This window comes from Streptomyces sp. RB17, assembly GCF_009604455.1.
Lineage (GTDB): Bacteria > Actinomycetota > Actinomycetes > Streptomycetales > Streptomycetaceae > Streptomyces.
The window spans coordinates 1,057,981-1,083,198 of record NZ_WEGL01000002.1; the positions used below are offsets into that span (position 1 = coordinate 1,057,981).

Consider the following 25,218-nt stretch of genomic DNA (forward strand, 5'->3'; position numbering starts at 1 on the left):
TTCAGTCGTGCCGGATCCTGGCAACCCCGCGCGCGACAGGGCCAGGCGGCACGGCGGCCATGGGGAACGGCGTGAGACTCACCCACGCCGCCCCCTCGCAGGTGTCCACGACGAGCCCGCCCGGGAGCAGGCGCCGCACCCGCTCCGCGGGGCGGCCCCCGTGAGCTCGGTCGGTTCAGGTGGCGCGGGTGCCACCTCCCCGGCGGATGCGGCCCAGCAGATCCCGGTGAAAGGCGGCGAGTTGCCCGGTGGGCACGGGTGCGGGGCTGCCGGCGAGGGTGTACCAGGTGTCGCTGCCGGACTGCTGCACGGCGACGCGCACGCTGTGGCCGTCGGACAGCAGGATGGTGGCCACGGTCAGGTCGCCGGTGAGGGCGCCGACCTCCACGGTCATCGCCCCGCCGGGGCCGGCGGTGACCCGGTCGACATAACTGTTGATGCTCGGTGGGGTGTGCATGAGGCGGAGGCTTCCATCAACCCGGGCGGCGAACCCCGCACCGCGCAGGTGTCGCCCCCGAGTGTCCCCGTGTTGGGTGTGTGATCGGCGCCCGCCGCCGCGGGGGCCGTACCCTCCTTCAGCCGAACAGCGGGAACCGGTCGGCCGCAGCGCCCAGCCGGGCACGCTCGGCCTCGGTGAGCGAGGCCCGGCCGGTGCCCACGCGCGCGTAGTGCTCGTCGCTCCACTCCGGGAGCGCGGGCCGGCCGAGCAGACCGTCCAGGGTGGCGCGCACCGCGGCGAGCCCCTCGGGCGCCGGTCCGGGTGCGTGCGGGAGCTGGACGGTCAGGTCCAGATGGTGGACGGTCGCCTCCACCGCGAGGGTGGTGGCCAGATCCCCGGCCGTCAGGACATGTCCCTGTGTGCCGACGTGCTGCGTGGGATCGGCCGCCTCCGCCGCGCGTAGGGCCGCCGCCAGCGTCTCCAGATACAGGCCCTGGAGCTGGCGGAAGTCGAGGAACATGCTCGCGTTCACCCGCACCCAGCGCCGTCCGTTCGCCGCGCCCACGGTGTCCGGCCGCCAGTCCTGCCAGTACGTCACCGCGTCCCGGTCTGCCGGCTCCCGCGCCGGCGTGTGCAGGGCCACCAGAGCGCGCTGGGCATCCGTCACGCAGTGGAAGACGAGGTCGCGGACCGCCCAGCCGGTGCAGCCGGTCGGCAGCCACGACTCCTCGTCATCCAGGCCCGCGACAACCGCCGAGGCCGCCTCGTACGCCGCACGCAGCGCCCGCGCCGGGGCGACAGGATCCCCAGAACTCATGCGTCCCCCTGTTCGTCCGACGTACAGGGTGTCACACCCGGCTGGACGTCGCCGTGTCCGCGGACAGCCGCTGGGCGACGTAGATCGGGATCACCGACAGCAGGACGAGTACGGCGGCCACGACGTTCACCACCGGTGCCTGCTGCGGCCGGGTCATGTTGTCGAAGATCCAGATCGGCAGGGTCTCGATCCCGGGTCCCGCGGTGAACGTGGTGACCACGATCTCGTCGAAGGACAGCGCGAAGGCGAGCAGTCCGCCGGCCAGCAGCGCGGAACGGACCAGCGGGAAGGTGACGTCCGCGAAGGCACGGAAGGTGGTCGCGCCGAGATCCATGGCCGCTTCCTCGTACGAGGCCGCCGTACGGCGCAACCGGGCCACCACGTTGTTGAAGACGATCACGATGCAGAACGTGGCGTGGCCGACGATCACCGTGAACAGTCCGAGCCCCACGCCGAGCGGTTCCAGCACCGTGCCGAAGGCCGAGTTGAGGGCGATGCCGGTGACGATGCCGGGCAGCGCGATCGGCAGGACCACGACGAACGACACCGTGTCACGGCCGAAGAAGCGGTGCCGGGCCACGGCGAACGCGATGAGCGTGCCGAGGACCAGCGCGATCGCGGTCGCCCCCAGCCCCGCCTTCACCGAGACCCACAGCGCCTGCCGGGCACCGGAGTTGTGCACGGCCACCGACCACCAGCGCCCGGTCAGCCCCGGCGGGGGCCAGCTCGCGCTGCGGTCGGGATTGAGCGAGTTGACGAGGACGAGCAGCAGCGGGACGTAGATCACCGCGAAACCGAGCCCGGCGCCGGTGCGCAGGGCGATGCGCGCGGTGCGGCTGAGATGCATGGCGCTCTTCTCCTACAGGCTGTTGAGTGCGCCGGTGCGGCGGATGGCCAGCAGGTACAGGACGATCACGACGACCGGTACGGTGCCGAGCGCGGCGGCCATGGGCAGGTTGAGCTCGATGTTGGAGTACACGAGATTGCCGATCAACTGCGTCTTGCCGCCGACGATCTGCACGGTGATGTAGTCGCCGAGGCTGAGCGAGAAGGTGAACACCGAACCGGCCGCGACCGACGGCAGCACCATCGGCAGCACCACCGAGCGGAAGGTCCGCCCGGCCCGGGCGCCGAGATCGGCCGAGGCGTCCAGCAGGTTCGCCGGGAGCTGTTCGAGTGCCGTGTGGATCGGCAGGATCATGTACGGCAGCCACAGGTAGGTCAGGGTGAGGACCGTGGCGGGCAGGCCGAAGCCGGGGCCGCTCAGCCCGAACGGAGCGAGCATCCAGTCGGCGAGGCCGCCCTCGGACAGGATGAGCCGCCAGGCGTACACCTTGACCAGGTAACTCGCCCACAGGGGAGTCAGGATGGCCACCACGAGCAGCGGACGCCGGCGCGGCTTGGCCACCCGCGCGGTGTAGAAGGCGACCGGAAAGGCGATCACCGCGCACAGCACGGTCACCGCGAGGGCCACGCCCACACTGCGCAGGATCACCTGCCGGAAGACGGGCGTGGTGAACAGCTCGTGGAAGTTCTCCGTCGACCAGACCTTGACCACCTGCGAGGTGAAGGAGTCCGTCGTCCAGAACGCCGAGACGAACAGCACCGCCAGCGAGCCGAGGTAGAGGACGGCCAGCCACAGCAGCGGGGCGGTGAGCAGCAGGGTCAGCCGCAGCCGGGGCCTGCGGTGCAGGCTTCCGGCGAGCCGCCGGACGGTTCCCCGGCCGACGGCGGTCGTCCCATCGGTCGTCACGACTCAGCCCTTGATCTCGGTCCAGGCCTGCACCCACTTGGCGTACGGCACGCAACGGACGTCCTTGCGGCCGTCGAGGCACTGCTCGATGGGCGTGTTCCAGAAGGCGATCTTCTTCCAGTAGCTCTCGTCGGCCGCGTGGTAGACCGTGCAGAAGTTCTTGTCGCTGGTCTCGGCGCAGGCCTTGGAGTTGGCCGGCGCCTCGCCGAAGTACTCGGCGACCTGGGCGTTGACCTTGGGCGAGACGATCCAGTTCAGCCACTTGTAGGCGCAGTTGGGGTGCTTGGCCTTGCTGTACACCATCCAGGTGTCGGACCAGCCGGTCGAACCCTCCTTCGGCACCAGCGCCTTGACCTTGGCGCCCTCGGAGGCGGCGAGGCTGGCGATGACCTGCCAGGTGGTGCCGACCACCGAGTCACCGCTCTTGAAGGCGGAGACCTCCTTGAGGTAGTCGCTCCAGTACTCGCCGACGTTCTTGTTCTGCTGCTTGAGCAGGGCCACGGCCGCGTCGAACTGCTTCTGGTCGAGGGCGTACGGGTCCTTGATCTTCAACTCGGGTTTGGTGGCCTTGAGATAGAGCGCCGCGTCGGCGATGTAGATCGGCGAGTCGTACGCGGTGACGTGCCCCTGGTACCGGGCGGCGTCGTCGAAGACGGCGGACCAGGAGGTGGGCGCGGGCTTGACCTTCTCGGTGTTGTACATCAGCAGGTTGGCGCCCCGGCCGTGCGGGATGCCGTACATCTGGCCCTTTACCGAGTTCCACGGGCCGTTCTTCAGCCCGGCGAAGATGTCCTTGTAGTTGGGGACCAGGGCGGTGTTGACGGGCGCCGCGTCGCCGGAGGCGATCAGGCGCAGGGAGGCGTCGCCGGAGGCGGAGACGGCGTCGTACTCGCCGGTCTTCATCAGCTTGACCATCTCGTCCGAGCTGGCGGCGACCTTGGAGTGCACCTGGCAGCCCGTCTGCTTCTCGAAGTCGCCGACCCAGTTCACCTTCGGGTCGTTGGAGCCGTCCTCGACGTAGCCGGCCCAGGCGATCAGATTGACCTGGCCCTCCGTCTTGCCGAGCTTCGTCGGGGCCTTGAGGTCGGGCGGGTTGAGCCCGGTGGCGGACGAGGCGCCGGAGCCGGAGGAGTCACAGGCGGCGGCGAGCAGCAGCGCGGCGGCGCAGGCCGCGACGCGCAGGGTACGGGTGGGACGCACGGCGTTCTCCAGGGGACGTAGAGGCGGGGGGAGAGGTCAGGAGGGCAGCCGGACGGCGTGCCGGCGGTGCCACGTCAGGCGCACCCGGGTGCCGCGCAGGGCGGCGACGTCCTCGGAGGAGGTCTCCAGGTTCTGCTGCAGCGCGGTGAGCCGGCCGCCGCCGTCGAGGTCGACCAGGAAGCGGGTGGCGTCGCCGAGGTAGACGACCTCGGCGACGGTTCCGGTCGTGGTGGCGTGCTCGGGCTCGTCCGCCTCGGCGGACTCCTTCAGGACGTGGATCTTCTCCGGGCGGATGTTGTACGTGCCCGGGGCGCCGACGATCCGGCGGGCCGTCTCCCCGTCGAGGAGGTTCGAGGTGCCGACGAAGGAGGCGACGAACGGGGTCGCCGGGCGCTCGTAGATCTCCGCCGGTGTGCCGACCTGGGCGATGCGGCCCTGGTCGAAGACGGCGATGCGGTCGCTCATCGTCAGGGCCTCCTCCTGGTCGTGGGTGACGAAGACGAAGGTGATGCCGACCTCCCGCTGGATCGCCTTCAGTTCGACCTGCATCTGCTCGCGCAGCTTCAGGTCGAGGGCACCGAGCGGCTCGTCCAGCAGCAGTACCCGGGGCCGGCCGACGAGCGCGCGGGCGAGGGCGACACGCTGGCGCTGCCCGCCGGAGAGCTGGGCCGGGCGCCGCTGGCCGTAGCCCTCCAGGCGGACCTCGGAGAGGGCCTTGCGGGCGCGGACGAGCCGTTCGGCCTTCGGTACCCTGCGGACCTTCAGCCCGTAGGCGACGTTCTGTTCGACCGTCATGTGCGGGAAGAGGGCGTAGTCCTGGAAGACCGTGTGCACGTCCCGCTCGAACGGGGCCAGGCCGGTGACCTCCTGTCCGGCGAGCTCGATCCGGCCCCGGTCCGGTGTCTCGAACCCGGCGACGAGCCGGAGGACCGTTGTCTTGCCGGATCCGGACGGGCCGAGCATCGAGAAGAACTCCCCGTCCCGGATCTCCAGGTCGACCCCGGCCACGGCGGTCGTCTCGCCGAACGACTTCCGCAGGTCCTGCAGCCGGATCGCAATTCCCTCCATAGGGGAACCTTTCTGGCGCGCTGTACGTTGAACCGCTTGACCGCAAACATATGAAGTCATAGTTCTAATCTCAAGGTCCCCTTAGGGTAAAGCTTGAGTCAATGCATGAGGTGGTGACCGTGAGGCAGTACGAGATCGAGCGCGGCGCACGCAGGGCCGTCTTCAGCCCGGTGGACAACCGGGCCCGCGTGGACGCGGTCGTCCGCCGCATCGGCGACGCCATCGAACTGGGCCTCCTCGCCGACGGCGAGCAACTGCCCGGCGAGACCGAGCTGGCCGGACAGCTCGGCGTCTCCACGGTCACCCTGCGTGAGGCGCTCATGGCCCTGCGGCAACAGGGCCTGGTCACCACCCGCCGGGGCCGCGGCGGCGGCAGCTTCGTCTCCCTCCCCGAAGTCCCCGCCGACGACCGGCTCAAGGCCCGGCTGCGCGGCTGGAGCACCGAGGGACTGCGCGACCTCGGCGACCACTGGGCCGCCCTGTCCGGCGCCGCCGCCCGGCTCGCCGCCCAGCGCACCGAATCCGAGGACCTCCACCAACTCCGCCGCACCGCCGAGGAGCTGACCCGGGCCGCGGACGCGCCCGCCCGTAGCCGGCTCTACGGCCGTTTCCACGTCGAACTCGCGGCGGCCGCCCAGTCGGCCCGGCTCACCCGTGAACAGGTGGCCCTGCAGGGCGAGATCGGCGCACTGCTGTGCCTGGTCCTGGCCGACGACGCATATCGTGAAGAAGTTGCGGAACGTCACCGCGCGGTGATCTCCGCCGTGCAAGATGGGGCCCACGAAACGGCCGGCACGCTGGCCGAGCGGTGCGTCAGGGAGTCGACGGCGCGGCTCGTCGCCGTACGCCTCACCCTCTGACCGTGCCGCGTCAGGTTCCCGTCCGCTGGAGGACACCATGGGCCGGAGCCCCGCGCTCGCCACCCTCGGCACGGAAGCGGAGACGTGGGTGGCCGCACAGGTCGGCGGTGCGCTGGAGGCCGTGTTCGAGACGGTCGCGGCCATCCGCGCCGACACCGAAACCCTGCTCGGCCGGGTGACCGCCGCGGGCCGGCGGCCGGTCAGTGCCGACCTCGCCGCCCTGCGTCCCGGACTGCACGTCCACCTGACCCGCGAGGAACTCGTCTCCGGAGCCGGGTTCGTCGCGGCCCCCGGCCTGCTCACCGACGTGCCCGCCTGGCTGGAGTGGTGGCAGTCCGGCGCCGACGGCGATGTTCGCCCGCTCCTGCTCGACCTCGATCCCGGCCAGTCGGCGTACTCCGACTACACGCACTGGGACTGGTTCGCGCTGCCCCGCGACACCGGGCGCCGGGCGGTGGCCGGACCGTACGTCGACTACCTCTGCTCCGACGAGTACAGCCTCACCCTGTCCGAACCCGTCCTGGTCCAGGGCCGGTTCGCCGGAGTGGCCGCCGCCGACGTCTATCTGCGGCACTTCGAGACCGCCGTGCTCTCCCTCCTGCGGCGCCTGCCACGCCCCGCCCATCTGGTCAACGCCCGAGGCCGGGTCGCCGCCTCCGCCGACCCCGCCCACCTGGCCGGTTCCCTCACCAAGGGCCCGGACTTCGGCGAACTGCTCGGCGCGGCGCGGCCGGGCGCGTACGACGGCATGCGCCTGGTGCCGTGCCGGGGCGTGCCCCTGGTCCTGGTGCTGGCCTGAGCCGCCCGCCCACCCGTTGATCATCCACGGGCCGTCGCCCTAGGGTGCGAAGACGCCGCACAAGGAGTCCGGTAACCATCGCCCCGTACCTCACCCCACGCGCACGCGCCGCCGTCGCCCTCGGACGGGGACTCGGCGCCGTACCGGCCCCGGGGCTCGTCCTCGGCGGGATCCTGGGCCTGCAGGGCGGCGCCGCGCTGACGACCGGTCTCTACCCCGTGGTGGGACCGGCCGGCGTGGTGACCCTGCGGCTGGCCATCGCCGCGCTCGTCCTGACCGCGATGTGGCGGCCCCGGATCCGCGGCGACCGGACCACGCTCGGCGTCGCGGCCGCCGCCGGAACCCTGCTCGCCGTGCACCATCTGGCGTACTACGAGGCGGTCGCCCGGCTGCCCCTGGGCGCCGCCACCACCCTGGAGTTCCTCGGCCCCTTCGCCATCGCCCTGTCCGGCTCGCGCCGCGCCCCCGACCTGCTGTGGGCGGGTCTCGCCGCCACCGGCGTCCTCCTGCTCAGCCGCACCGGTACGGCCCTGGACTCGGCCGGCGCCGCCTGCGCCGCCGTGGCCGGATGCTGCTGGGCCGGATACATCCTCGTCGGCAAACGGCTGGCCCAACGCGCCCCCGACGGCCGCGGCCTCGCGCTGGCCGTGACCTGGGGAGCGCTGCTCAGCCTGCCGTACGGCATCGCCCAGGCGGGCACCCGGCTGCTGGACCCCGGCACCCTCGCCGTGGCCGCGGTGGTCGCCGTTCTCTCCAGCGTCGTGCCGTACACATGCCAACTGGAGGCGCTGCGCCGCCTCACACCGCGCGTGTTCGGAGTGCTGACCAGCCTGGAACCGGCGATCGGTGCGCTGACAGGGCTGCTGTTCCTCGGCCAACACCTCGCGCCGGCCCAGTGGGCGGGGGTTGCTGCGGTGGGGCTCGCCTCGGTGGGGGCGACGCGCAGGGAGGGTGCCGCTGGGGCGCACGACGACGGAGATCCCGCTGAGGCCGTTCGGGAACGAGGGGGCCCCGGCAACTCGGATCAGGACGGCGTCTCGACCAGCCGCTGGTGCGCTCCGCGCCGCTCCAGGATGCGCGCCCGGTACTCCATGGCACGCGCAGTCGGTGTCGCTCTCCTGGGCTTACAGCGTGCCCAGATCGAAGGCGGCCGTGACATGTCCGGCCTCCCAGGCCCTGGTCCACCAGTGCGGCGCGTCGGCCCAATCGCCCGGCTGTCGCAACACGGCTCCCCACACCATCGACGTATCCCGCACCCTCCGTTGGACCCGCCATGCCCTGCTGTGACCGGCATGAGCGCGTCGGGACGCAGCCCTCGGAGCTATCGGTATGTCGGTCCCGAGGACGTGAAGGCCGCCGTCCGGCGCGGGGAGTCCGGCACTGTCATTCGTACGGCGGCCGAGTTCGCGGACTGGGCCGTCACCCGGACCCGCGAGGAACTGTCCGAGCCTTTCACCTTCGTCATCGGGCTGGACGGCGCCCTGCGACTGGCCCCGCGCCGGTCCGAACACGTGGCCTGCGCGGGCGGCGAGCCGGTACTGGGCGCGGGGGAGATCGGCTTCCGCGAGGACGCCGGCCGCTGGGCGGTGCGGGAGGTGAGCAACCAGTCGACGGGCTACTGCCCGGACACCGACTCATGGCCGGCGGTGGCCGCGGCCCTCGACCGTGCGGGACTCGGCCTTCCCGGCACCTTCACCGATGAGGTGATCTTCCGCCGGTGTCCCACCTGAGGGCAGCACAACATCGTCCGGGAAGCCCATTGCGTGTGCGTCTTCCGCGACGCCGATCTTCCCGAGCGATGGAACATCGACCCCTGAGCCGACGGCCGGCGTCGCGGAGTGAACGTCACCGGCCGGGCAGCGGACGGACCGTGAGGATCTGTTCGGCCTGGCCGACCGGGCCGTGGATGTCGTGGAGGACGCTGCTGGTGAGGCCCTGGCCGGTGGGGCCGAAGGTGACCGTGGTGTCCAGGCCGACCCAGCGGTCTTCCGGCTGCCGGTGCAGATGGATCGTCAGGTCCACGTTGGGGAACATCCACTCGGTGGGAGACCGGCGTACGGCGATGCCGTTGGCCGTGTCGACCAGGGCGACGTAGGAGGCGACCGGGCTGCTCGGCTCGCCCGCGACGAGGTCGAGGTCCGTGGAGATCCAGACCGTGCCGCGGCCCGGTTCCGCGGGGGTGACCGGCCGTACGTCGACGGATGCGCAGTGTCCGCCGGGCCAGACCGAGCCCAGCGACCGACCGGCGAGCCCGTCCGGCGGTGCGAGGCGCCGGACGGCGCCGCCGGCCACGGCGCCGGTGTCCACGGCGGTGAGCAGCCAGGCGCGGGCCCGGACCACCGGCCGGTCCGCGATGCGTACGACCGCTTCGAGCAGGTCGATGGTGCGACCGGGCCGGATCGACTCCACCTGGATCTCGCACTCGTCCAGGGCGAGGCGCCCCAGGATGTCGAAGCTGATCCTGGACAGGACCAGGCCGTCCGGCGCCCGCTCGGCACGGTACTGGTCGATCGCGTGGACCACGAGTCCGCCGAGTGGGCTGAAGTGCATCTCGTCGGTGTCCCACGCGCCGCTCGCGTGCGGGGTGGGCTTGTGGCGAAGCCGGTCTATGCGCTCGAAGTAGCTGGCGGCCAACGGGTGCCTCTCCTCAAGGTGTCCGAGCACGCTGGGGTGACGCGCAGATCGTTGCACGGTACATCCGAGGCGGCCGACGGGTCACGGGCCTGCCTTGATCATCTTCATGGTGGGGTGGGAGTCGATGCGCAGCACACAGGACAGACCGCTCAGCTTCTCCACGAGGAAGGCCTCGTACGTGGCGTCGTCGGCGACGGCGACGCGGACGAAACAGGCGGGGCGGCCGTACATCCGGCGGAACTCGACGACCTCGTCCGGCCCGGCGCCGCGTACAGGGCGGCGGCCGGGCCGGGGCGGACCGGTCAGGCCGCCAGGCGCTCCGCGAGCTGCTTGGCCTTCGCGGCGGCCTCCTCGAAGGCACGGTCGCGGGAGGCCTCGTACAGCGGGATCAGCTCGGCCATCGCCGGGTTCTGCGGGGCCATCGTCAGCTCCGGGACGATGAAGTCGACGTCCAGACCGAGGCCGTCGGCGAGGGCGGCCGTGAGGTAGTTCTGCACGTACTCGTATCCCTCACGCGGGGTGCCGGGCCCGTACGCGCCGCCCCGGCTGGCGACGATGGTCACCGGGGTGCCCTTGGCGGACTGGGTCTCGCCCGCGGTGCGGCCGATGAGGATCACGTTGTCCACCCAGGCCTTGAGGGTCGAGGGGATCGAGAAGTTGTACATCGGGGCGCCGATCAGCACCGCGTCGGCCTGCTCCAGCTCCTCGATCAGCCGGACGCGCTCAGCGAAGGCCGCGGCCTGCTCCGGCGTGTGCGAGGCGGGGTCGACGAAGCCGGCGGTGTGCGCGGCGGCGTTGATGTGCGGAACGGGCTGCGCCGCGAGATCGCGGTAGACGACCGTGCCCTCGGGGTGCTGCTCCTGCCAGTGCGTGCGGAAGGCCTCCGTCACGGCACGCGAGGACGAGGCCTCCGTCGGGAACACGGACGAGTCGATGTGCAGCAGGGTTGCCATGGGGAACTCCAAGGGGTGATGAAGTTTCGTACTGGACTATCTTTAGCACATGGACTTACTTTTTTTCATCCCCCTACGGCGAGGTAGTACCCTGATCGCATGGCGGCGGACGTGACCCACGACAGCGCGGCGTGCAAGCGGGTGGACGATGGCATCACCCGTGTCTTCCAGCTGCTCGGAAAGCGCTGGAGCGGCCCGATCGTGTCCGTCCTGGTCGAGCAGCCCGCACACTTCGCCGACCTGCGCCGGGCCATCCCCGGCATCAGCGAGCGCATGCTGTCCGACCGGCTCGCGGAACTCGGTGCGGCCGGACTCGTGCTCCGCGAGGTCGACGAGGGCCCGCCGCTGCGCGTGTCCTACCGGCTGACCGAGGCGGGCGGTGCCCTGGAACCGGCGCTCCGGGAACTGGGCGAGTGGGCGAAGACCCACCTGCCGGACGCGCCGCCGTGCGCCGGCGCCGAGCGCTAGCGGTCACCCGGGTCGCCGGCGCAGACCTGTCCAGGGACATCACCGCGCAGGGGATGCGGACCCAACCACACGAGCCGTCCGCCATGACACCCAGCCCCGCCGCCCACGACGACACCCTCGTCCGCACTCCCGAGGGCCGGCGGATCAGCCGCCGCAAGCTGTCTGTGCGACGGGTTCCGCTGAACGGCATGACGCGGTCCGAGTGAGACCGGGACGGGAGGGCTACCCCCTCCTCGTTGCACCGGATGACCGGATGGCGCCCACCATGGCGCTGCGGCGACGGTGGTCTCCCACGGCCGCCCGTCGGAAGGACATGCTCGTGCGCACCCGGTCTTCACCCAGGAGGAGTTCGCCGAGAACCGCGACTCGGCCTTCGACCGGGCGGTGAACCTGCTGAGCGGGGGCGGCCGAGCCGGGTCAGTCCACGGGCCAGGTGTGGGCCGGGGCGTTGAGGTGCATGTAGTCGATGTACAGCTGGGTCATCTGCCGCAGCGCCTCGTGGCGGCCGGCGCGCGTGGTGGCGTCGAGGTGGTGGAACATCTCCTTCTGCCACACGGCGCCGTTGCGTGCCGTCACACAGCGCTGCTCGATGATGCCGAGCAGCGGCTCCCGCCACGCCGCGTCCATGCCCGACTGTTCGAGTCCCCGGTGCGCCAGCGGCAGCAGCCGGCGCAGCACCAGCTCCGGCACCGGCACCTCGCCCATCCCGGGCCAGTACAACAGGGCGTCGATGCCGTGCCGGGCGGCGGTGTGCAGATTGTCCGCGGCGGCCGCGAACGACATCCGCGACCACACCGGCCGGTCCTCCGCCACCAGGGCCCGGGTGAGCCCGTAGTAGAGGGCGCCGTTGGCGAGGGTGTCGGCGACCGTCGGCCCGGCGGGCAGCACCCGGTTCTCCACCCGGATGTGCGGGAGGTCGTTCGAGACGGCGTACACCGGGCGGTTCCAGCGGTAGATCGTGCCGTTGTGCAGGGTCAGTTCGCCGAGTTCCGGGATGTCGCCCCGGTCCAGGGTCTCCGCCGGGTCCTGTTCGTCGCACAGGGGGAGGAGGGCGGGGAAGTAGCGCAGGTTCTCCTCGAAGAGGTCGAAGACGCTGTTGATCCACCGCTCCCCGAACCACACCCGGGGCCGTACGCCCTGCACCTTGATCTCCTCCGGGCGGGTGTCCGTGGCCTGTTCGAACAGCGGAACACGGGTCTCGTGCCACAGCTCCTTGCCGAACAGGAACGGCGAGTTCGCCGCCAGCGCCACCTGGACCCCGGCGATGGCCTGCGCCGCGTTCCAGTAGGGGGCGAACTCCTCGGGAGCGACCTGGAGATGGAACTGCGTGCTCGTGCACGCGGCCTCCGGGGTGATGGTGTCCGCGTAAGTGCGCAGCCGGTCCGCGCCGTCCACCTCGATGCGCAGGTCCTCGCCCCGGGCCGCGAAGATCTGGTCGTTGAGCAACTGGTAGCGCGGGTTCTCCGACAGGGACTCCTCGCCGATGTCCTGCTGGCGCAGGGTGGGCAGGATTCCGATCATGATCAGCCGGGTGCCGATCGACCTGGCCCGCTCGTCGGCGTGGTTCAGCGCGGCGCGGATCTCCGACTCCCACGCGTCGGGTCCGCCCGCCGTCAGCCGCCGGGGCGGCACGTTGATCTCCAGGTTGAACCGGCCGAGCTCGGTGGACCAGGCGGGGTCGGAGATCGCCTTCAGCGCATCGGTGTTGCGCATCGCGGGCTCGGCGTCGTCGCCGACCAGGTTCAGCTCGATCTCCAGACCGACCTGAGGCCGCTCGGACTCGAACCGTGCCTCGCGCAGCATCTGCGCCAACGTGTCCAGGCACGCGTGCATCTTGATCCGGTACCGGCGGCGGTCCTCGCGGGTGAAGACGAGCGCCGGGACGTCGCGTCCCATCGGCCCTCCAGGATGCCCCTCGTCGCAACCCTCTCCACCAGCGTCGCACCAACCCTCGAGCCTCACCAAGCGCGGCCCGCACCCGCACGGGGACGACGTCCGCGACCACCGGGGCCGGGGCGTCGGCGCGGCGCTGTCGCGGTCCGGCGTCGGAGGCGCGCCGAGGCGAGTGGCGCAGCGCGTCGAGTGCGTGGCGGGGACGCCGCAGCCCGGCGATCGCCTCGTCGATCCGGGGCTGTTCGCGGCGCAGCCGGCCGATCAAGCCGGGGCAGGTGAAGCGGACCAGCCGGTCACCGTCGCCGTCGTGGCGCCGGTCGGGCACCCGGGCGACGGCCGAGCCACGGTGGTGCCGGCAGCCCGAGATCGTGCACACCGGGCGTACGGCGACAGAGCCGGATGCGCCCGCGACCGCCGCCGACCCTCCTCGACCCCCGGCCCCCGGCCGCAGCCGAGGCCGGGGGCCGGCTTCGGCTGCGGCCGGGGACCGGGGGTCGCCTTCCCGTCCGTCCCTCGTCCTGCAGACGGCCTGTGGGGCGGGCCGGCCCAGGCCCAGGGGGCGGTGGCCCCGGGGCGGCGGCGGTTGCGAAGATGGGCCCATGACCACCTCGCACGGCGCTCGCCGGCCCACGATCGCCGACGTCGCCGCGGCGGCCTCGGTGTCGCGGACCACGGTGTCCCACGCCCTCAACGGCATCGGCAAGGTCGATCCGCGGACCCGCGAACGCATCAAGAAGATCGCCGCCGAACTGGGGTACCGGCCCAATCTGCGCGCCCAGCGGCTGCGCCGGGGCCAGGCCAAGGCCATCGCGCTGGCCTCCTCGATGCCGTTCGCGGTGGCCGGCGGCCCTTCGCGGCTCGGCTTCTACATGGAGGTGGCCGCCGCGGCGGCCGAGCGGGCCCTCGTCCACGGCTACGCCCTGGTGCTGATCCCGCCCGTGCAGTCCGGATCCGCGCTGTACTCGGTGGACATCGACGGCGCGATCGTGGTCGAGCCCGAGGAGGACGACGCGGCCGTGGCCCAACTGCGCGAGCGCGGACTGCCGTACGTGGCTCTGGGCCGGCCCACCGCCCCCGACGACGACGCCCCGTACGTGGACCTGCACGGCGGCAGGGTGGTCGAACTGCTCCTGGACCACCTGCGTGACCAGGGCGCCCGCAGCCCGGCGCTCGTCGTCGGCGCGGGCACCCGGCACTCCACGGTCGACGCCCGCGCCGCGTACGAACGGATCGCCGCCGCGTACGGCTGGCCCCCCATCGTCGCCACCGCCCCGGAGGACGGCGGCGAGCAGGCGGGGTACGACCGATGTGCCGCGCTGCTCGCGGAGCACCCCGGCATCGACGCGCTGTGCGTGCTCGTCGACGCCTTCGCGGTCGGCGCCGTACGGGCGCTGCGGGACGGGGACCGCCGCATCCCCGACGACGTCATGGTCGTCACCCGGTACGACGGGTTGCGCGCCCGCACCTGCGAACCCCCGCTCACCGCGGTCGACTTGGGGTTGGACCGGGCGGCTGCGGACGCGGTGGAACTGCTGCTCGCCCGACTGGGCGCGCGACCGGAGGCGGGCAGGGCAGCCGGCCCGAGGGAAGCGGGGCCGGGGGAAATGGGGCCGGGGGCCGGATCGGTGGAGGCCGGGGCGACGGAGGTGGGGTCCGGGGTGACGGGATCGGCGGAAAAGGGGTTGGGGGAGACCGGACGGGCGGAGGCCGGGGCGACGGAGGCCGGGGCGACGGAGGTGGGGTCCGGGGTGACGGGATCGGCGGAAAAGGGGTCGGGGGAGACCGGGCGGGCGGAGGCCGGATCGGTGGAGGCCGGGGCGGCGGAGACCGGGGTGACGGAGGTGGGGTCCGGGGTGACGGGATCGGCGGAAAAGGGGTCGGGGGAGACCGGACGGGCGGAGACCGGATCGGTGGAGGCGGGGCCGGGGGAGACCGGGTCGGCGGACGCCGCGGGCGGGGCGCCGGATGGCGCGCCCCGGCTCGTTCTGCGCGCCTCGTCCCTGCGGCGGCCGCCGGTCGCCGCGGACGGGATGCGCCCGGGAGGGTAGGAGAAGCGGGGCGCTGCCGGTGCCGTCGGTGGAGGGGGCGGTCAGGTCACGTCCCTGCCATGAGCACCACCCCGGACACCAGGGCGAAGACAAGGACGAAGGCGCGCATCTTCCGCGCGTCGAGGCGCCGGTGCGCGAGGCGGCTGAGCCAGGCTCCCGCCGCGAGCGCGGGCAGCAGCAGGAGCGCCCAGCCCATGTCCGCCGGACGGCCGCGCCCGGTGACGAACAGCAGGGCCAGCGAGGCGACTTCGCCCACCAGGAAGCAGGCGGCGACCGTGGCCCGCAGCTCGCCGGGCGGCCGGTGCTGGTAGACGAGGGCGAGCGGTGGGCCGCCCACGCCGGTCGCGGTCTCGGTCAGCCCCGTGATGACACCGGCGCCCAGGTACGCCCCGCGCCCGGGCACGAACGACGGCACGACGAGGCTCACCACGGCCGCCAGCACCGTCGCCGCGCCGACGACGGCTCCGAGCGCACCCTCCGGGATCGCCCACAGCAGCGCCAGCCCCGCCGGTGTCGCCGTCAGCCGCGCCGCCGTGATCCACCGGGCGCCGCGCAGATCGAGACTGTGCCGTTCACGCCAGGCGACGTACAGGTTGAGCGGGATCATCGCGGTCAGGACGAACACCGGCAGCAGCCCCGGATCGAGCAGCCCCGCGACCGGTGCCACGATCAGCGCGAACCCGAGGCCGCTGGCCCCCTGCACGAACGCGGCCGCCGCGACGGTCAACGCCAGCACCGCCAGCGTCCCGCCGCTCACCGCTGATCACCGGGACAGGACACGGCCGGGTCCGGGGGCGTCGGAAGGGCCGAGGCCGGCGTGGGCGGGGCGGCGTCCGGGGGCGTGACCGGGGCACTGCGGTGGGTCGGGATCGTGCGCACGTCCCCGGCCGCGACCTCGGTGTGCGCCGCTGTCCGCCGCCCTGCCGCCACCGACGTCGGATGGGCCCGGGTCACCCCGGCGCGCCGTACCACGTGCGGGGCCAACTCGGCGGCGCGGCGGACCAGCGCCGGTCCGTCCCAGTCCGGCGGCCAGCCGCGCCACAGGCGCAGGCGGCCGGCGACGAACACGGCGGAGAGCTGGTCACGGTTGCCGCGCCGGACCAGCTCCCACGGCAGGTCCCAGGACGGCCGCATCTCCGGCGTGTCGAGGTCGACCAGGAGGAAGTCCGCTGCGGCACCGCGCGCGATGCGTCCCGTGTGCCGGCCGAGGCCGACCGCGTCCGCGCCGCCCGCGGTGGCCCGCTCCCACCACGTCCAGCCGGCGCCGCAGGAAGAGTCCCCGCTGGCCAGGCCGTAGCCGAGCCGCTGAGCGAACTCCGCAGCGTCCGTGAGCCGGAAGCCGTCCCCGCGCGTCCCGTCGGTGCCGAGCCCGAACCGGATGCCGCGCTCGGCGAAGGTGGTCGCCGGGGCGACGGCGTTGCCCTTCCACGCACTCGCCACCGGGTTGTAGCTCACCGCCGCGCCGCTGTCCGCGAGCAGCGTGACCTCGCCAGGGGTCAGCAGCGTCGCGTGCGCGGCCAGCAACTGCGGCCCCAGGGCACCCACATGGTGCAGATACTCCAGGGGCCGCAGCCCGTGCCGGACCAGCGAGCGCTCGACGGCGACGAGGTGCTCGTTCACATGGATCTGGACGACCGCACCCGCGTCGGCGGCGAGCCGCGCCGTCGTGGCCAGGGTGTGCGCCGTCGCGGCCTCCGGCACGGACACGGCCAGCGAGGGACGGACCAGGTCGTCACCGCCGTAGCGCGCCAGGTGCTGCTCCGCGGCGGCGAGCACTCTCTGCGGATCCGCGTCCGCTCCGCTGCCGTCCGAGACGTCGTTGCAGACGAGCCCCAGCACACAGCGGATCCCCGCGTCACGCGCGGCCGAGGCCACCACGTCCACGTCCACCGAGGCCCGGGTCCCGGACTCGGCGACCGTCGTGAAACCGCCGCGCAGGGACTCCAGCGCGGCCAGTTTCGCGGCGACGTAGGCCGACTCCTCGTCCAGGGCGCGCTCCAGTGGCACCCACACCCGGCGGAAGATCTCCGACGGTTCCCCGAAGGCGAGTGCGCCGCCGAAGCTCTGCGTCAGATGGTGGTGGGCGTCGACGAAGCCCGGCGTCAGCGCGTGCCCGGGCAGCCGGAGAGGGGCCAGGGACGGGTGGGTCCCGACGATCCGCTCGACCGGGCCGACGTCGCGGAACACGCCGTTCCCGACGACCACCGCGTGCCGATCCAGCGGGCCGTCGGGCGTCAGTGTCACGTCGGGGACCAGCAGCAGCGTGTCGTGGCGGAGCCGGTCGGGGGTCAGGTCGGTCATGCTGCTCCGTTGTTCGAGGTGGCTGTGCGGGAGTTCAGGCACGGGCGCCCGGGCTCGGCGCCTCGGCCGGCGCGGCGGCAGCGGTGTCCGCTGCGCGCCGCCCCAGGTGATGGAAGACGACGTTGAGGACGGCGGCGACGAGGGCGCCCACGGCGACGCCGCTCTCCAGCAGGATCCGCACGTCGGACGGGAACCCGGCGTACACGCCGGGCACCAGGATCGGCAGCAGCCCCAGCGCGAGCGCGACCGCGCAGGTCATCGTGGCCGTGTGGTCCTCCAGCCGGGCGCGGGCGAGCATCTGCACACCGAGAACGGTGATCACCGCGAAGACGACCATCGCGGCGCCGCCGACCACGGCCGACGGCATCACACTGATCGCCCGCGCGACGGGGGTCACGAAGCCGAGGACGACGAGGACGAGACCCGCGGCGGCCGTGACGTACCGGCTGCGCACGCCGGTGACCCGGACGATGCCGATGTTCTCGCCGCTGGTCACCATCAGCGGCAGCCCGAAGCACCCGCCGAGCAGCGAGGTCAGCGCATCCCCGCGCACCGTGCGCGGCACGTCGGCGCGGACGTCGATGTCCTTGCCGACAGCCTCGGCGTTGATGACGGTCTGCCCGGTCGCCTCCGCCATGGACGCCAGGCTGTACAGCATCAGCGGCAGCGCGGCGAGCAGGTCGAAGACGGGCGCGCCGAACGGCAACGGCCTGGGCATGCCGACCAGTTGGCCGGACAGCGCGGAGCCCGGGTGGACCTGGCCGACGGCGAAGGCGAGGGCGGTGCCGGCCACCAGGCCGAGCAGCACGGCCAGTTGCCGCAGGATCCCGCGCAGCAGCCGGGTGAGGGCGACGATCAGGCCGATGGTGGCGAAGGCGAGACCCAGCCGCACCGGATCCGCGAAGCCCGGCGTTCCGGGCTGTCCGGTGACCAGCAGCGCGCCGACCTTCACCAGGTTGACGCCGACGATCACGATCATCGTGCCGATGACCAGTGGCGGGAAGAACCTCAGCAGCCGTGCGAACAGCGGCAGCACCAGGAAGGTGAAGGCGGCGGTGAGCAGCACTGCGCCCGTGGCCGTGCGCAGCCCGTGGGCCTGCGCGATCGACAGGAAGAGGATCAGCGGCGCACCGCCCGGCAGCATCACGAACGGCAGCCGTGGCCCGAACTTCCAGGGGCCGAGCGACTGCACGAGCGAGCCGACCCCGGACAGCAGCAGGGCCGCCGAGAGCAGGTCGACGGTGATGCCCGGACTGAGCCGGAGGGTGGCGCTCATCAGGAAGATGGCGGAGATCGGTGTCGCCGCCATGACGAGGACGTGCTGGACGCCGAAGAGCAGGATCCGTCCGAGGGGGCGGGACTCGTCGACGGGATGTACGGGACTGGACACGCGCGGGCTCCGTTCGGCTCGCTCGGCTCAGGCCTCGACGATCCGGCCGGGACGGCGGCCATATCGATGGGCCAAATCGATTTGGCCGTCAGTATGGGGGCGCCGATGGGGGTTCGGTCAAGGGGCGGGCAGGCGAAACACCGTGCCCTCCCGCGGGAGGACACGGGAAGGCACGGGAGGGCACGGTGTTCAGACGTTCAGTGTTCAGGCGTTCTTACAAGCCACGCCTCCGTAGAACCCGATCGACCCGGAGCCGGGCGGCGGGGTGGATTCCGGGCGCCAGAAGGGAACCTGGGTGAGGCCGGGCTCGACCAGTTGGAACCCGTCGAAGAACCGCTCCACCCGGTCGCGGGACCGCAGGTTCATGGTGGCGGTCGCGCTGTTGTAGACGGCCTCGGCCTCGCTGCGGTCGACGGCGAAGTCGCCCGTCGCGTGCGAGAGCACCAGGAAGCTGCCGGCCGGAAGCGCGTCGCGCAGGGTGGCCACGATCCGCTCGGGCTCGTCCGCGTCGCGGATGAAGTGGAGGATGGCGACGAGGAACAGGGCGACCGGCCGGTCGAAATCGATGATCCGGCGGACCTCGGGGTGATCGATGACGGACTGCGGATCGCGCAGGTCGGCGAGCACGATGCCGGTCGTGCCGGCCCGGCTGAGCAGTGCGTCGGCGTGTGCCTTCACGATCGGGTCGTTGTCGACATAGGCGACGCGTGTGTCCGGAGCCAGTTGGTGGGCGATCTCGTGCACGTTGGGCGAGGTGGGCAGCCCGGTGCCGATGTCGAGGATCTGACGGACGCCGTTGCCGATGACGTACCGGACCGCACGGTGCAGAAAGGCGCGGTTGGCCCGTACCGAGATCCACACCTCGGGCGCGGCCGCGGCCAGTTGGTCGCCCGCCACCTGGTCCACCTCGTAGTTGTCCTTGCCACCCAGGAGGTAGTCGTAGATCCGTGCGGGATGCGGCTTGCTGGTGTCGATGTCCACGGCTCGGGCGCCGTCCTGTGTCACGCTGCACTCCTCTCGACGACCGTCACGGCCTCGGTCCCGCAAACGGCCGGCCAAAGCTTCCCATATCAACTACCGGATGTGCGCCGGGAGTTCCCGGAGGTCAGGATGTCGCGGGACGGCACCCGCCTGGCGGCCGGCAGCGGCACCGGGTCGGGCTCTTCACCACGGTGGTCGCGGTACGGCTCCACGTCGTCGGTGGTGACCGGACTTCATCTCGGCGGACTGCAGATCGCCTGGCGGACCAGTCGTTCATGACCGTGTGGCCGACGGCCGGGCGGGTCGGCGCGAGCCGACTCCAGCGCGGCCACGTCCACGGCCTCCCGGTTGCCCGGCAGCAGCGGCAGACCGGGGCGTGTCCCATTCGGGCCGGGTGTCCCTCCACGCACTGGACGTGTCTCACAGGCCAGGCCTGCCCGGCCCCTCGCGGCGAGCGTCCGTCACCCGGCCGGACCGGCTCCGCTGGACTGTGTGTCGTCGGCGTCGGATCGTCGGAACAAGATCGGTGAGTCGAAGGTTCGTCCGACCGGTCGCGGGTCGTCCCTCCGTGTCCGTGACGAGGCGGGCCGACGCGCCGGGGGCGGGGAACGGTGAATCCATGCGCTCGGGTCGTTCCCCGCCTCTCCCGCCCCGTGCAGTGTCTGCGAGCCGGGGTGCTCCAGGCTCGCCGCCGTGGTGTCGTCCGCTTCCGCCTCCGTCTCCAGGTGGACCGGGGCCGACGTGTGCTTGAAATTTGAAACCGATCGGTTTACGGTGGATGGAAACCGATCGGTTTACAAATCTGGAGATGACCATGACTTCGATCAAGGACGCTGTCGTACTGGTCACCGGCGGCAGCCGTGGCCTGGGCAAGGCGCTGGTGGAGGACCTGTACACGCGAGGAGCCGCCAAGGTGTACGCCACGGCCCGCGACCCGCGCACCGTGACCCACCCCGACGCCGTACCCCTCGCCCTGGAGGTCACCGACCCCGCAACGGTCGAGGCCGCCGCGGCACAGGCCCAGGACGTCACGATCCTGATCAACAACGCGGGTGTCTCACTGGGCGCGCGCTCCTTCCTGGACGCCCCCGTCGACGACGTACGCCGCGAGTTCGAGATCAACTTCTACGGGCCGCTGCTGGTCACCCGGGCCTTCGTCCCCGTCATCGAGCGCAACGGCGGCGGACACCTCCTCAACGTCCATTCCGTGCTCTCCTGGCTCGGCGTCGCCGGCTCCTACAGCGCCACCAAGGCCGCTCTGTGGTCCCAGACCAACTCCCTGCGCCTCGAACTGCGTCCACGCGGCATCGGAGTCACCGGACTGCACGTCGGCTACATCGACACCGACATGACCTCGAACATCGACGCGCCCAAGTCCGCTGCCGACGACATCGCCGCCCTGGCGCTGGACGGCATCGAGGCCGGGGCGTACGAGGTGCTGGCGGACGACCTGACGCGGGATGTGAAGGCCGGACTCTCCGGGGATCTGGCGGCGCTGTATCCACAGCTGACCCAGTAGACCTGCGCGCGGCCGACCCTGGCTCGCCATGACCGGGCGGGTCGCCCTGCCCGTCGCCGCGACGGCGGTGGCCGTGCATACCACGCTGGCCGCCCTGTCGCAGTTCGTGAGGCACGGCGCCGCCGTGTTCCACACCTCCCTCTACCTCGCCGACATGCGCTCCTTCCTCGACATGGCAGCCGAACGCGCCCCGAAACGCGGCGAGCTGACGCTCCCCGAGCAGGTCGAGGAGACCCGGCTGGAGGAAGCCGTCCGCTGATCCGCCAGGCGCTGGACGTGGGAATCACGTTCTTCGACACCGCCGACAGCTACTCCGCCGGCACCGGCGAGGGGATCGTCGCCAGGGCGCTCGGGGAGATGGTGCGGCGCGAGGACGTCGTGATCGCCACCAAGGTCTCCTTCGCGGTGGCGGACGGGGCGGCCCGCAGCGACCGCCCCAACCGGTCGGGGCTGTCCCGCAAAGCGATCATGACCGAGATCGACCACAGCCTGCTCCGGCTCGGCACCGATTACATCGACCTCTACCAGATACACCGCTTCGACCCGCACACCCCGGGGGCGGGCAAAGCCCGCTGCATCCGGGCGAGTTCGATGTACGCCTGACAGTTCGCCAAGCTGCAGCACACCGCCGAACGGCACAGCTGGACGGCGTTCGTGTCCATGCAGAACCACTACAACCTGCTCAACCGGGAGGAGGAGCGGGAGATACTGCCGCTCTGCGGCGACCAGGGTATCGACGTGATCCCGTGGAGCCCGCCGGCCCGTGGCCGGCTCACCCGCGACGGGGGACCACCAGCGTCCGTGGCGAGACGGACGCCTACGGCCGCACCCTGTACCAGCCGGACGGCAAGCGGATCGTCGACGCCGTCGCCGCGATCGCCGAGCGCCGTGGCGTCCCCCGGGCCCAGGTGGCCCTGGCCTGTGTCGCCTCACGTCCGGGCGTCACCGCCCCGATCGTCGGCGCCACCGAGCCCCACCACATCCCGGACGCGCTCGCCGCGCTCGACCTCCGCCTCACCGAGGACGAGATCCGGGCACTGGAGGAGCCGTACACCCCCAGGGGGATCGCCGGCCACTGAGGCCGGCCGCGCGCCACGCCCTGGCCGGACGCCCGTCCAGCCTCTCCTGGACAGACGGGCGTCACGGTACCTAGAGTTCTTGTCCAACAATGGAAATTCCGTCCATGTGGGAGACGTCATGGCCGCCGCATCGCCCGTAACGTTCGACGACGTCCGTGCGGCCGCCGCACGCCTCGAAGGCATCGCCCACCGCACCCCCGTCGTCACCTCGCGCACCCTGAACGCCCTCGTCGGTGCCGAGGTGTTCATCAAGTGCGAGAACTTCCAGCGGGTCGGCGCCTTCAAGTTCCGAGGCGCCTACAACGCGGCCGCCCAGCTCTCCCCGGACCAGCTCGCCAAGGGCATCGCCGCCTACTCCTCCGGCAACCACGCCCAGGCCACCGCCCTGGCCGCGCGCGAACTCGGCACCAGTGCCGTCATCCTGATGCCCGAGGACGCCCCGCGCCTCAAGCGGGAGGCGACCGCCGGATACGGCGCCGAGATCGTCACCTACGACCGCTACACCGAGGACCGCGCCGCGCTCGGTACGGCGCTGGCCGAGGACCGCGGCCTGGCCCTCATCCCGCCCTACGACCACCCCCATGTCATCGCCGGACAGGGCACCGCGACCCTGGAACTCCTCGACGAGACCGGCCCGCTCGACGCCCTGCTCGTGCCCGTCGGAGGCGGCGGCCTGATCGCCGGCAGCGCCACCGCCGCCAAGGCCCTGCACCCCGGCATCCGCGTCGTCGGCGTGGAACCGGAGGAAGGGGACGACACCAAGCGGTCCCTGGAGAGCGGCGCCCGTGTCACCCTGCCCGTGCCCCGGACCATCGCCGACGGCCAGGCCCTGCCCACGCCCGGCGAGATCACCTTCGAGATCAACCGGCGCCTGGTCGACGCCATCGCCCTCGTCAGTGACGCGGAGATCGTCGCCGCCATGCGCTTCGCCTTCGAACGCCTGAAGATCGTCCTCGAACCCAGCGGCGCCACCGGCCTGGCCGCACTCCTGGCCGGCCGCGTCGACAACCTCCCGCCCCGCATCGGCGTCATCGCCTCCGGCGGCAACATCGACAGCGAGAGGTTCGCCGAACTCATCCGCGGATGAGGGGAGTTGCCGAGCTGCGGCGCGGCCCGAAAACCACATGCGCCGCTCGGAACCCGTCGGCTACCGTGAGCGCATGTCTACGCCCCGAATCTCCTAGCCGAGGACCCGCTTCCACGCCAGAAGTGTGTCCTCTCGCCAGTTCGGAGCGTTACACCATGATCACCGCTCGCGATGTCGAGCTGCGTGCCGGCGCGCGCCTGCTCCTGTCCGGTCTCAGCTGCACCGTCTCCCCCGGGGACCGCATCGGCCTCGTCGGCCGCAACGGCGCCGGGAAAACCACCCTGCTGACCGCGCTCGCCGGACGTACCCGGCCCGCCGCCGGCACGATCACGCACGCCAGGCCGGTCGGCTTCCTCGCCCAGGACTCCCGCGCCGCCGACCCCGACATGACCGTCACCGACCGGATCCTGTCCGCCCGGGGCCTCGACACCGCGCTGCGCGACCTGCGCAGGGCCGGGACGGCGATGGCCGACGCCGCCCACCCGGCAGCGCTGGAGCGGGCCATGAACGCCTACGCCCGCGCCGAGGCCGCCTTCCAGGCCGGCGGCGGCTACGCGGCCGAAGCCGAGGCCGCCCGGCTGGCGGCCGGACTCGGCCTGCCCGAACGGGTCCTGGGCGAGCCGGTCGGCACCCTGTCCGGCGGGCAGAAGCGGCGCGTGGAACTCGCCCGCATCCTGTTCGCCGGAGCCGACGCCACCCTGCTCCTGGACGAGCCCACCAACCACCTCGACGCCGACTCGCTCACCTGGCTGCGCGGCTTCCTCCAGGGCCACCAGGGCGGACTGGTGCTCGTCAGCCACGACACGACGCTGCTCGCCGAGGTCGTCAACCGCGTCTTCCACCTGGACGCCGGCCGGGCCGCGATCGACGTCCACAACACCGGCTGGACCACGTACACGACCCGACGCGAGACGGAGGAGCGGCGCCGCGTGCGGGAGCGGGCCGGCACCGAACGCAAGGCAGCCGCCCTGCACGCCCAGGCGGACCGTATGAAGGCCCGCTCCGCCACGGCCACCACGGCCCGGAGCATGGCCCGCCGCGCCGACCGCATGCTGGCCGCGCTGGAACCCGCCCGGCGCACCGAGAAGACCGCGCGGATCCGGCTGCCGGAGCCCGCCCCGTGCGGGCGGACGCCGCTCGGCGCGATCAGCCTGGCCAAGTCCTACGGCGGACACCGGGTCCTCGACGGAGTGGACCTGGCGGTGGACCGGGGCAGCCGCATGGTCGTCCTCGGATTCAACGGCGCCGGCAAGACCACCCTGCTGCGGATCCTCGCCGGTGCCGAGCGGCCGGACACCGGACGGGTGGTGCACGGACCCGGGCTGCGCCTCGGCTACTTCGCCCAGGAGCACGACACGCTCGACACCGGCCGCACGGTCCTGCAGAACCTGAGGGCGGCCGCACCGCACCTGGACACCGGTGAGGCGCGGCGGGTGCTGGGCGCGTTCCTGTTCGGCGGGGACGACGCCGACAAGCCCGCCGGAGTTCTCTCCGGAGGCGAGCGGACCCGGCTGGCGCTGGCCGGCCTGGTCCACTCCGGGGCGAACGTCCTGCTGCTGGACGAGCCGACCAACCACCTCGACCCGGTCTCCCGCGACGAGGTCCTGGCCGCGGTCGGCTCGTATCCCGGCGCGATCGTCATGGTCACCCACGACGAGGACGCCCTCGACGCCCTCCGCCCGGACCGCGCCCTGCTGCTGCCGGACGCGGACGAGGACCTGTGGAGCGAGGACTACCGCGCCCTGGTCACCCTCGCCTGACGGCCGACCTGCCGGTGCTGCAGTGTCGGGGGGGACCCGATCGTGAACTCGCTTGTCATCAAGGGCGCTTTCGCGCTCGTGCTGAGCGGGACCGAGATGGCCCCCGGCACCCGGTTCACCGGCTTCGGTGACCTGGACGGGGACCGCCTCGACGACGTCCTCGCCGTGG

At 72.3% G+C, this 25,218-nt stretch carries 23 protein-coding genes and 3 pseudogenes; 11 read left to right on the forward strand and 15 right to left on the reverse strand.

Annotated features, from left to right (window positions below):
- Position 1: 1 nt before the first annotated feature.
- The 7 genes from SRB17_RS11750 to SRB17_RS11780 all read right to left on the reverse strand — a co-directional run bounded on the left by SRB17_RS11750 (position 2) and on the right by SRB17_RS11780 (position 5,277).
- Entirely contained in the window at positions 2-139 is a 138-nt protein-coding gene (locus SRB17_RS11750) for a DUF2071 domain-containing protein (protein ID WP_323375310.1), read from the reverse strand.
- 36 nt (positions 140-175) lie between these two features.
- Positions 176-457: a hypothetical protein gene (locus tag SRB17_RS11755; protein WP_153537428.1), complete on the reverse strand. Its 282-nt coding sequence runs from the start codon at positions 455-457 to the stop codon at positions 176-178.
- 118 nt (positions 458-575) lie between these two features.
- Positions 576-1,256, reverse strand: a complete 681-nt coding sequence (locus tag SRB17_RS11760; protein WP_153537430.1) for a maleylpyruvate isomerase N-terminal domain-containing protein — start codon at positions 1,254-1,256, stop codon at positions 576-578.
- A gap of 31 nt (positions 1,257-1,287) precedes the next feature.
- Positions 1,288-2,103 carry an ABC transporter permease gene (locus tag SRB17_RS11765; protein ID WP_153537432.1) on the reverse strand — a complete coding sequence of 272 codons (816 nt, stop codon included), beginning with the start codon at positions 2,101-2,103 and terminating at the stop codon, positions 1,288-1,290.
- A 12-nt stretch (positions 2,104-2,115) separates the two neighbouring features.
- The gene (locus tag SRB17_RS11770) at positions 2,116-3,009 is read right to left on the reverse strand and encodes an ABC transporter permease (RefSeq protein WP_323375311.1); all 894 of its coding nucleotides are present in this window, start codon (positions 3,007-3,009) and stop codon (positions 2,116-2,118) included.
- Positions 3,010-3,012: 3 nt separating this feature from the next.
- Entirely contained in the window at positions 3,013-4,209 is a 1,197-nt protein-coding gene (locus SRB17_RS11775; RefSeq protein WP_323375312.1) for an ABC transporter substrate-binding protein, read from the reverse strand.
- A gap of 36 nt (positions 4,210-4,245) precedes the next feature.
- Complete coding sequence (locus SRB17_RS11780) at positions 4,246-5,277, reverse strand: ABC transporter ATP-binding protein (protein WP_153537436.1); 1,032 nt, start codon at positions 5,275-5,277, stop codon at positions 4,246-4,248.
- Between the two features lie 101 nt (positions 5,278-5,378).
- Here SRB17_RS11780 and SRB17_RS11785 point away from each other — a divergent pair, with 101 nt between their 5' ends.
- The 3 genes from SRB17_RS11785 to SRB17_RS48000 are packed head-to-tail and all read left to right on the forward strand — an operon-like array spanning position 5,379 to position 8,666.
- Positions 5,379-6,137, forward strand: a complete 759-nt coding sequence (locus tag SRB17_RS11785) for a GntR family transcriptional regulator (protein WP_153537438.1) — start codon at positions 5,379-5,381, stop codon at positions 6,135-6,137.
- 37 nt (positions 6,138-6,174) lie between these two features.
- Positions 6,175-6,936: a cache domain-containing protein gene (locus tag SRB17_RS11790; RefSeq protein WP_153537440.1), complete on the forward strand. Its 762-nt coding sequence runs from the start codon at positions 6,175-6,177 to the stop codon at positions 6,934-6,936.
- Positions 6,937-6,980: 44 nt separating this feature from the next.
- Complete coding sequence (locus tag SRB17_RS48000) at positions 6,981-8,666, forward strand: EamA family transporter (protein ID WP_323375314.1); 1,686 nt, start codon at positions 6,981-6,983, stop codon at positions 8,664-8,666.
- A gap of 115 nt (positions 8,667-8,781) precedes the next feature.
- On the opposite strand, the gene SRB17_RS11805 is transcribed toward SRB17_RS48000, so the two are convergent.
- The 3 genes from SRB17_RS11805 to SRB17_RS11815 all read right to left on the reverse strand — a co-directional run bounded on the left by SRB17_RS11805 (position 8,782) and on the right by SRB17_RS11815 (position 10,523).
- Positions 8,782-9,570 (reverse strand): thioesterase family protein, encoded by a 789-nt coding sequence (locus SRB17_RS11805; RefSeq protein WP_194293971.1) that lies wholly within the window; start codon positions 9,568-9,570, stop codon positions 8,782-8,784.
- 81 nt (positions 9,571-9,651) lie between these two features.
- Entirely contained in the window at positions 9,652-9,876 is a 225-nt protein-coding gene (locus SRB17_RS11810) for an Lrp/AsnC ligand binding domain-containing protein (protein ID WP_228396034.1), read from the reverse strand.
- Positions 9,873-10,523 carry an FMN-dependent NADH-azoreductase gene (locus tag SRB17_RS11815; protein ID WP_153537444.1) on the reverse strand — a complete coding sequence of 217 codons (651 nt, stop codon included), beginning with the start codon at positions 10,521-10,523 and terminating at the stop codon, positions 9,873-9,875. The genes SRB17_RS11810 and SRB17_RS11815 overlap by 4 nt, the downstream gene beginning before the upstream one ends.
- 99 nt (positions 10,524-10,622) lie before the next feature.
- Here SRB17_RS11815 and SRB17_RS11820 point away from each other — a divergent pair, with 99 nt between their 5' ends.
- Positions 10,623-10,991 carry a winged helix-turn-helix transcriptional regulator gene (locus tag SRB17_RS11820; RefSeq protein ID WP_153537446.1) on the forward strand — a complete coding sequence of 123 codons (369 nt, stop codon included), beginning with the start codon at positions 10,623-10,625 and terminating at the stop codon, positions 10,989-10,991.
- A gap of 83 nt (positions 10,992-11,074) precedes the next feature.
- Complete coding sequence (locus tag SRB17_RS47560) at positions 11,075-11,197, forward strand: hypothetical protein (protein WP_267133422.1); 123 nt, start codon at positions 11,075-11,077, stop codon at positions 11,195-11,197.
- 211 nt (positions 11,198-11,408) lie between these two features.
- Here the strand turns inward: SRB17_RS47560 and SRB17_RS11830 are convergent, their stop codons facing one another.
- Positions 11,409-12,887, reverse strand: coding sequence for a glutamate-cysteine ligase family protein (locus tag SRB17_RS11830; RefSeq protein ID WP_153537448.1), 1,479 nt, complete (start codon positions 12,885-12,887; stop codon positions 11,409-11,411).
- A gap of 596 nt (positions 12,888-13,483) precedes the next feature.
- Between SRB17_RS11830 and SRB17_RS11835 the strand changes: the two are divergent.
- Positions 13,484-14,473 (forward strand): annotated as a pseudogene (locus SRB17_RS11835) (substrate-binding domain-containing protein); the annotation flags it as partial.
- Between the two features lie 505 nt (positions 14,474-14,978).
- On the opposite strand, the gene SRB17_RS11840 reads toward SRB17_RS11835, so the two are convergent.
- The 4 genes from SRB17_RS11840 to SRB17_RS11855 all read right to left on the reverse strand — a co-directional run bounded on the left by SRB17_RS11840 (position 14,979) and on the right by SRB17_RS11855 (position 19,628).
- Entirely contained in the window at positions 14,979-15,689 is a 711-nt protein-coding gene (locus SRB17_RS11840; protein WP_323375315.1) for a sulfite exporter TauE/SafE family protein, read from the reverse strand.
- Positions 15,686-17,233 (reverse strand): amidohydrolase family protein, encoded by a 1,548-nt coding sequence (locus tag SRB17_RS11845; RefSeq protein ID WP_153537450.1) that lies wholly within the window; start codon positions 17,231-17,233, stop codon positions 15,686-15,688. The genes SRB17_RS11840 and SRB17_RS11845 overlap by 4 nt, the downstream gene beginning before the upstream one ends.
- A gap of 34 nt (positions 17,234-17,267) precedes the next feature.
- Positions 17,268-18,623: a uracil-xanthine permease family protein gene (locus SRB17_RS11850; protein ID WP_323375316.1), complete on the reverse strand. Its 1,356-nt coding sequence runs from the start codon at positions 18,621-18,623 to the stop codon at positions 17,268-17,270.
- Between the two features lie 204 nt (positions 18,624-18,827).
- A complete protein-coding gene (locus SRB17_RS11855; RefSeq protein ID WP_323375317.1) occupies positions 18,828-19,628 on the reverse strand; it encodes an SAM-dependent methyltransferase in 801 nt (266 codons plus the stop codon).
- Between the two features lie 790 nt (positions 19,629-20,418).
- On the opposite strand from SRB17_RS11855, the gene SRB17_RS11860 reads away from it, so the two are divergent.
- The 5 genes and pseudogenes from SRB17_RS11860 (at position 20,419) to SRB17_RS11880 (ending at position 25,049) form a co-directional block, all read left to right on the forward strand.
- Positions 20,419-21,123 carry an SDR family oxidoreductase gene (locus SRB17_RS11860; protein ID WP_153538290.1) on the forward strand — a complete coding sequence of 235 codons (705 nt, stop codon included), beginning with the start codon at positions 20,419-20,421 and terminating at the stop codon, positions 21,121-21,123.
- Between the two features lie 19 nt (positions 21,124-21,142).
- Positions 21,143-21,376 (forward strand): annotated as a pseudogene (locus SRB17_RS11865) (ABC transporter ATP-binding protein); the annotation flags it as partial.
- A 2-nt stretch (positions 21,377-21,378) separates the two neighbouring features.
- Positions 21,379-22,202, forward strand: a pseudogene (locus SRB17_RS11870) (aldo/keto reductase).
- Positions 22,203-22,320: 118 nt separating this feature from the next.
- Positions 22,321-23,289, forward strand: a complete 969-nt coding sequence (locus SRB17_RS11875; RefSeq protein WP_153537454.1) for a threo-3-hydroxy-L-aspartate ammonia-lyase — start codon at positions 22,321-22,323, stop codon at positions 23,287-23,289.
- Positions 23,290-23,444: 155 nt separating this feature from the next.
- Positions 23,445-25,049: an ABC-F family ATP-binding cassette domain-containing protein gene (locus SRB17_RS11880; RefSeq protein WP_194293972.1), complete on the forward strand. Its 1,605-nt coding sequence runs from the start codon at positions 23,445-23,447 to the stop codon at positions 25,047-25,049.
- Positions 25,050-25,218: the final 169 nt, after the last annotated feature.

What these genes read in the sequence shown, in the direction of transcription:
- SRB17_RS11815 (WP_153537444.1), bottom strand. Translation starts at nt 10,523, where the DNA reads ATGGCAACCCTGCTGCACATCGACTCGTCCGTGTTCCCGACGGAGGCC.
- SRB17_RS11760 (WP_153537430.1), bottom strand. Translation starts at nt 1,256, where the DNA reads ATGAGTTCTGGGGATCCTGTCGCCCCGGCGCGGGCGCTGCGTGCGGCG.
- SRB17_RS11755 (WP_153537428.1), bottom strand. Translation starts at nt 457, where the DNA reads ATGCACACCCCACCGAGCATCAACAGTTATGTCGACCGGGTCACCGCC.
- SRB17_RS11830 (WP_153537448.1), bottom strand. Translation starts at nt 12,887, where the DNA reads ATGGGACGCGACGTCCCGGCGCTCGTCTTCACCCGCGAGGACCGCCGC.
- SRB17_RS11875 (WP_153537454.1), top strand. Translation starts at nt 22,321, where the DNA reads ATGGCCGCCGCATCGCCCGTAACGTTCGACGACGTCCGTGCGGCCGCC.
- SRB17_RS11845 (WP_153537450.1), bottom strand. Translation starts at nt 17,233, where the DNA reads ATGACCGACCTGACCCCCGACCGGCTCCGCCACGACACGCTGCTGCTG.
- SRB17_RS11880 (WP_194293972.1), top strand. Translation starts at nt 23,445, where the DNA reads ATGATCACCGCTCGCGATGTCGAGCTGCGTGCCGGCGCGCGCCTGCTC.
- SRB17_RS11785 (WP_153537438.1), top strand. Translation starts at nt 5,379, where the DNA reads ATGCATGAGGTGGTGACCGTGAGGCAGTACGAGATCGAGCGCGGCGCA.
- SRB17_RS11790 (WP_153537440.1), top strand. Translation starts at nt 6,175, where the DNA reads ATGGGCCGGAGCCCCGCGCTCGCCACCCTCGGCACGGAAGCGGAGACG.
- SRB17_RS11780 (WP_153537436.1), bottom strand. Translation starts at nt 5,277, where the DNA reads ATGGAGGGAATTGCGATCCGGCTGCAGGACCTGCGGAAGTCGTTCGGC.
- SRB17_RS47560 (WP_267133422.1), top strand. Translation starts at nt 11,075, where the DNA reads ATGACACCCAGCCCCGCCGCCCACGACGACACCCTCGTCCGCACTCCC.
- SRB17_RS11860 (WP_153538290.1), top strand. Translation starts at nt 20,419, where the DNA reads ATGACTTCGATCAAGGACGCTGTCGTACTGGTCACCGGCGGCAGCCGT.
- SRB17_RS11820 (WP_153537446.1), top strand. Translation starts at nt 10,623, where the DNA reads ATGGCGGCGGACGTGACCCACGACAGCGCGGCGTGCAAGCGGGTGGAC.
- SRB17_RS11765 (WP_153537432.1), bottom strand. Translation starts at nt 2,103, where the DNA reads ATGCATCTCAGCCGCACCGCGCGCATCGCCCTGCGCACCGGCGCCGGG.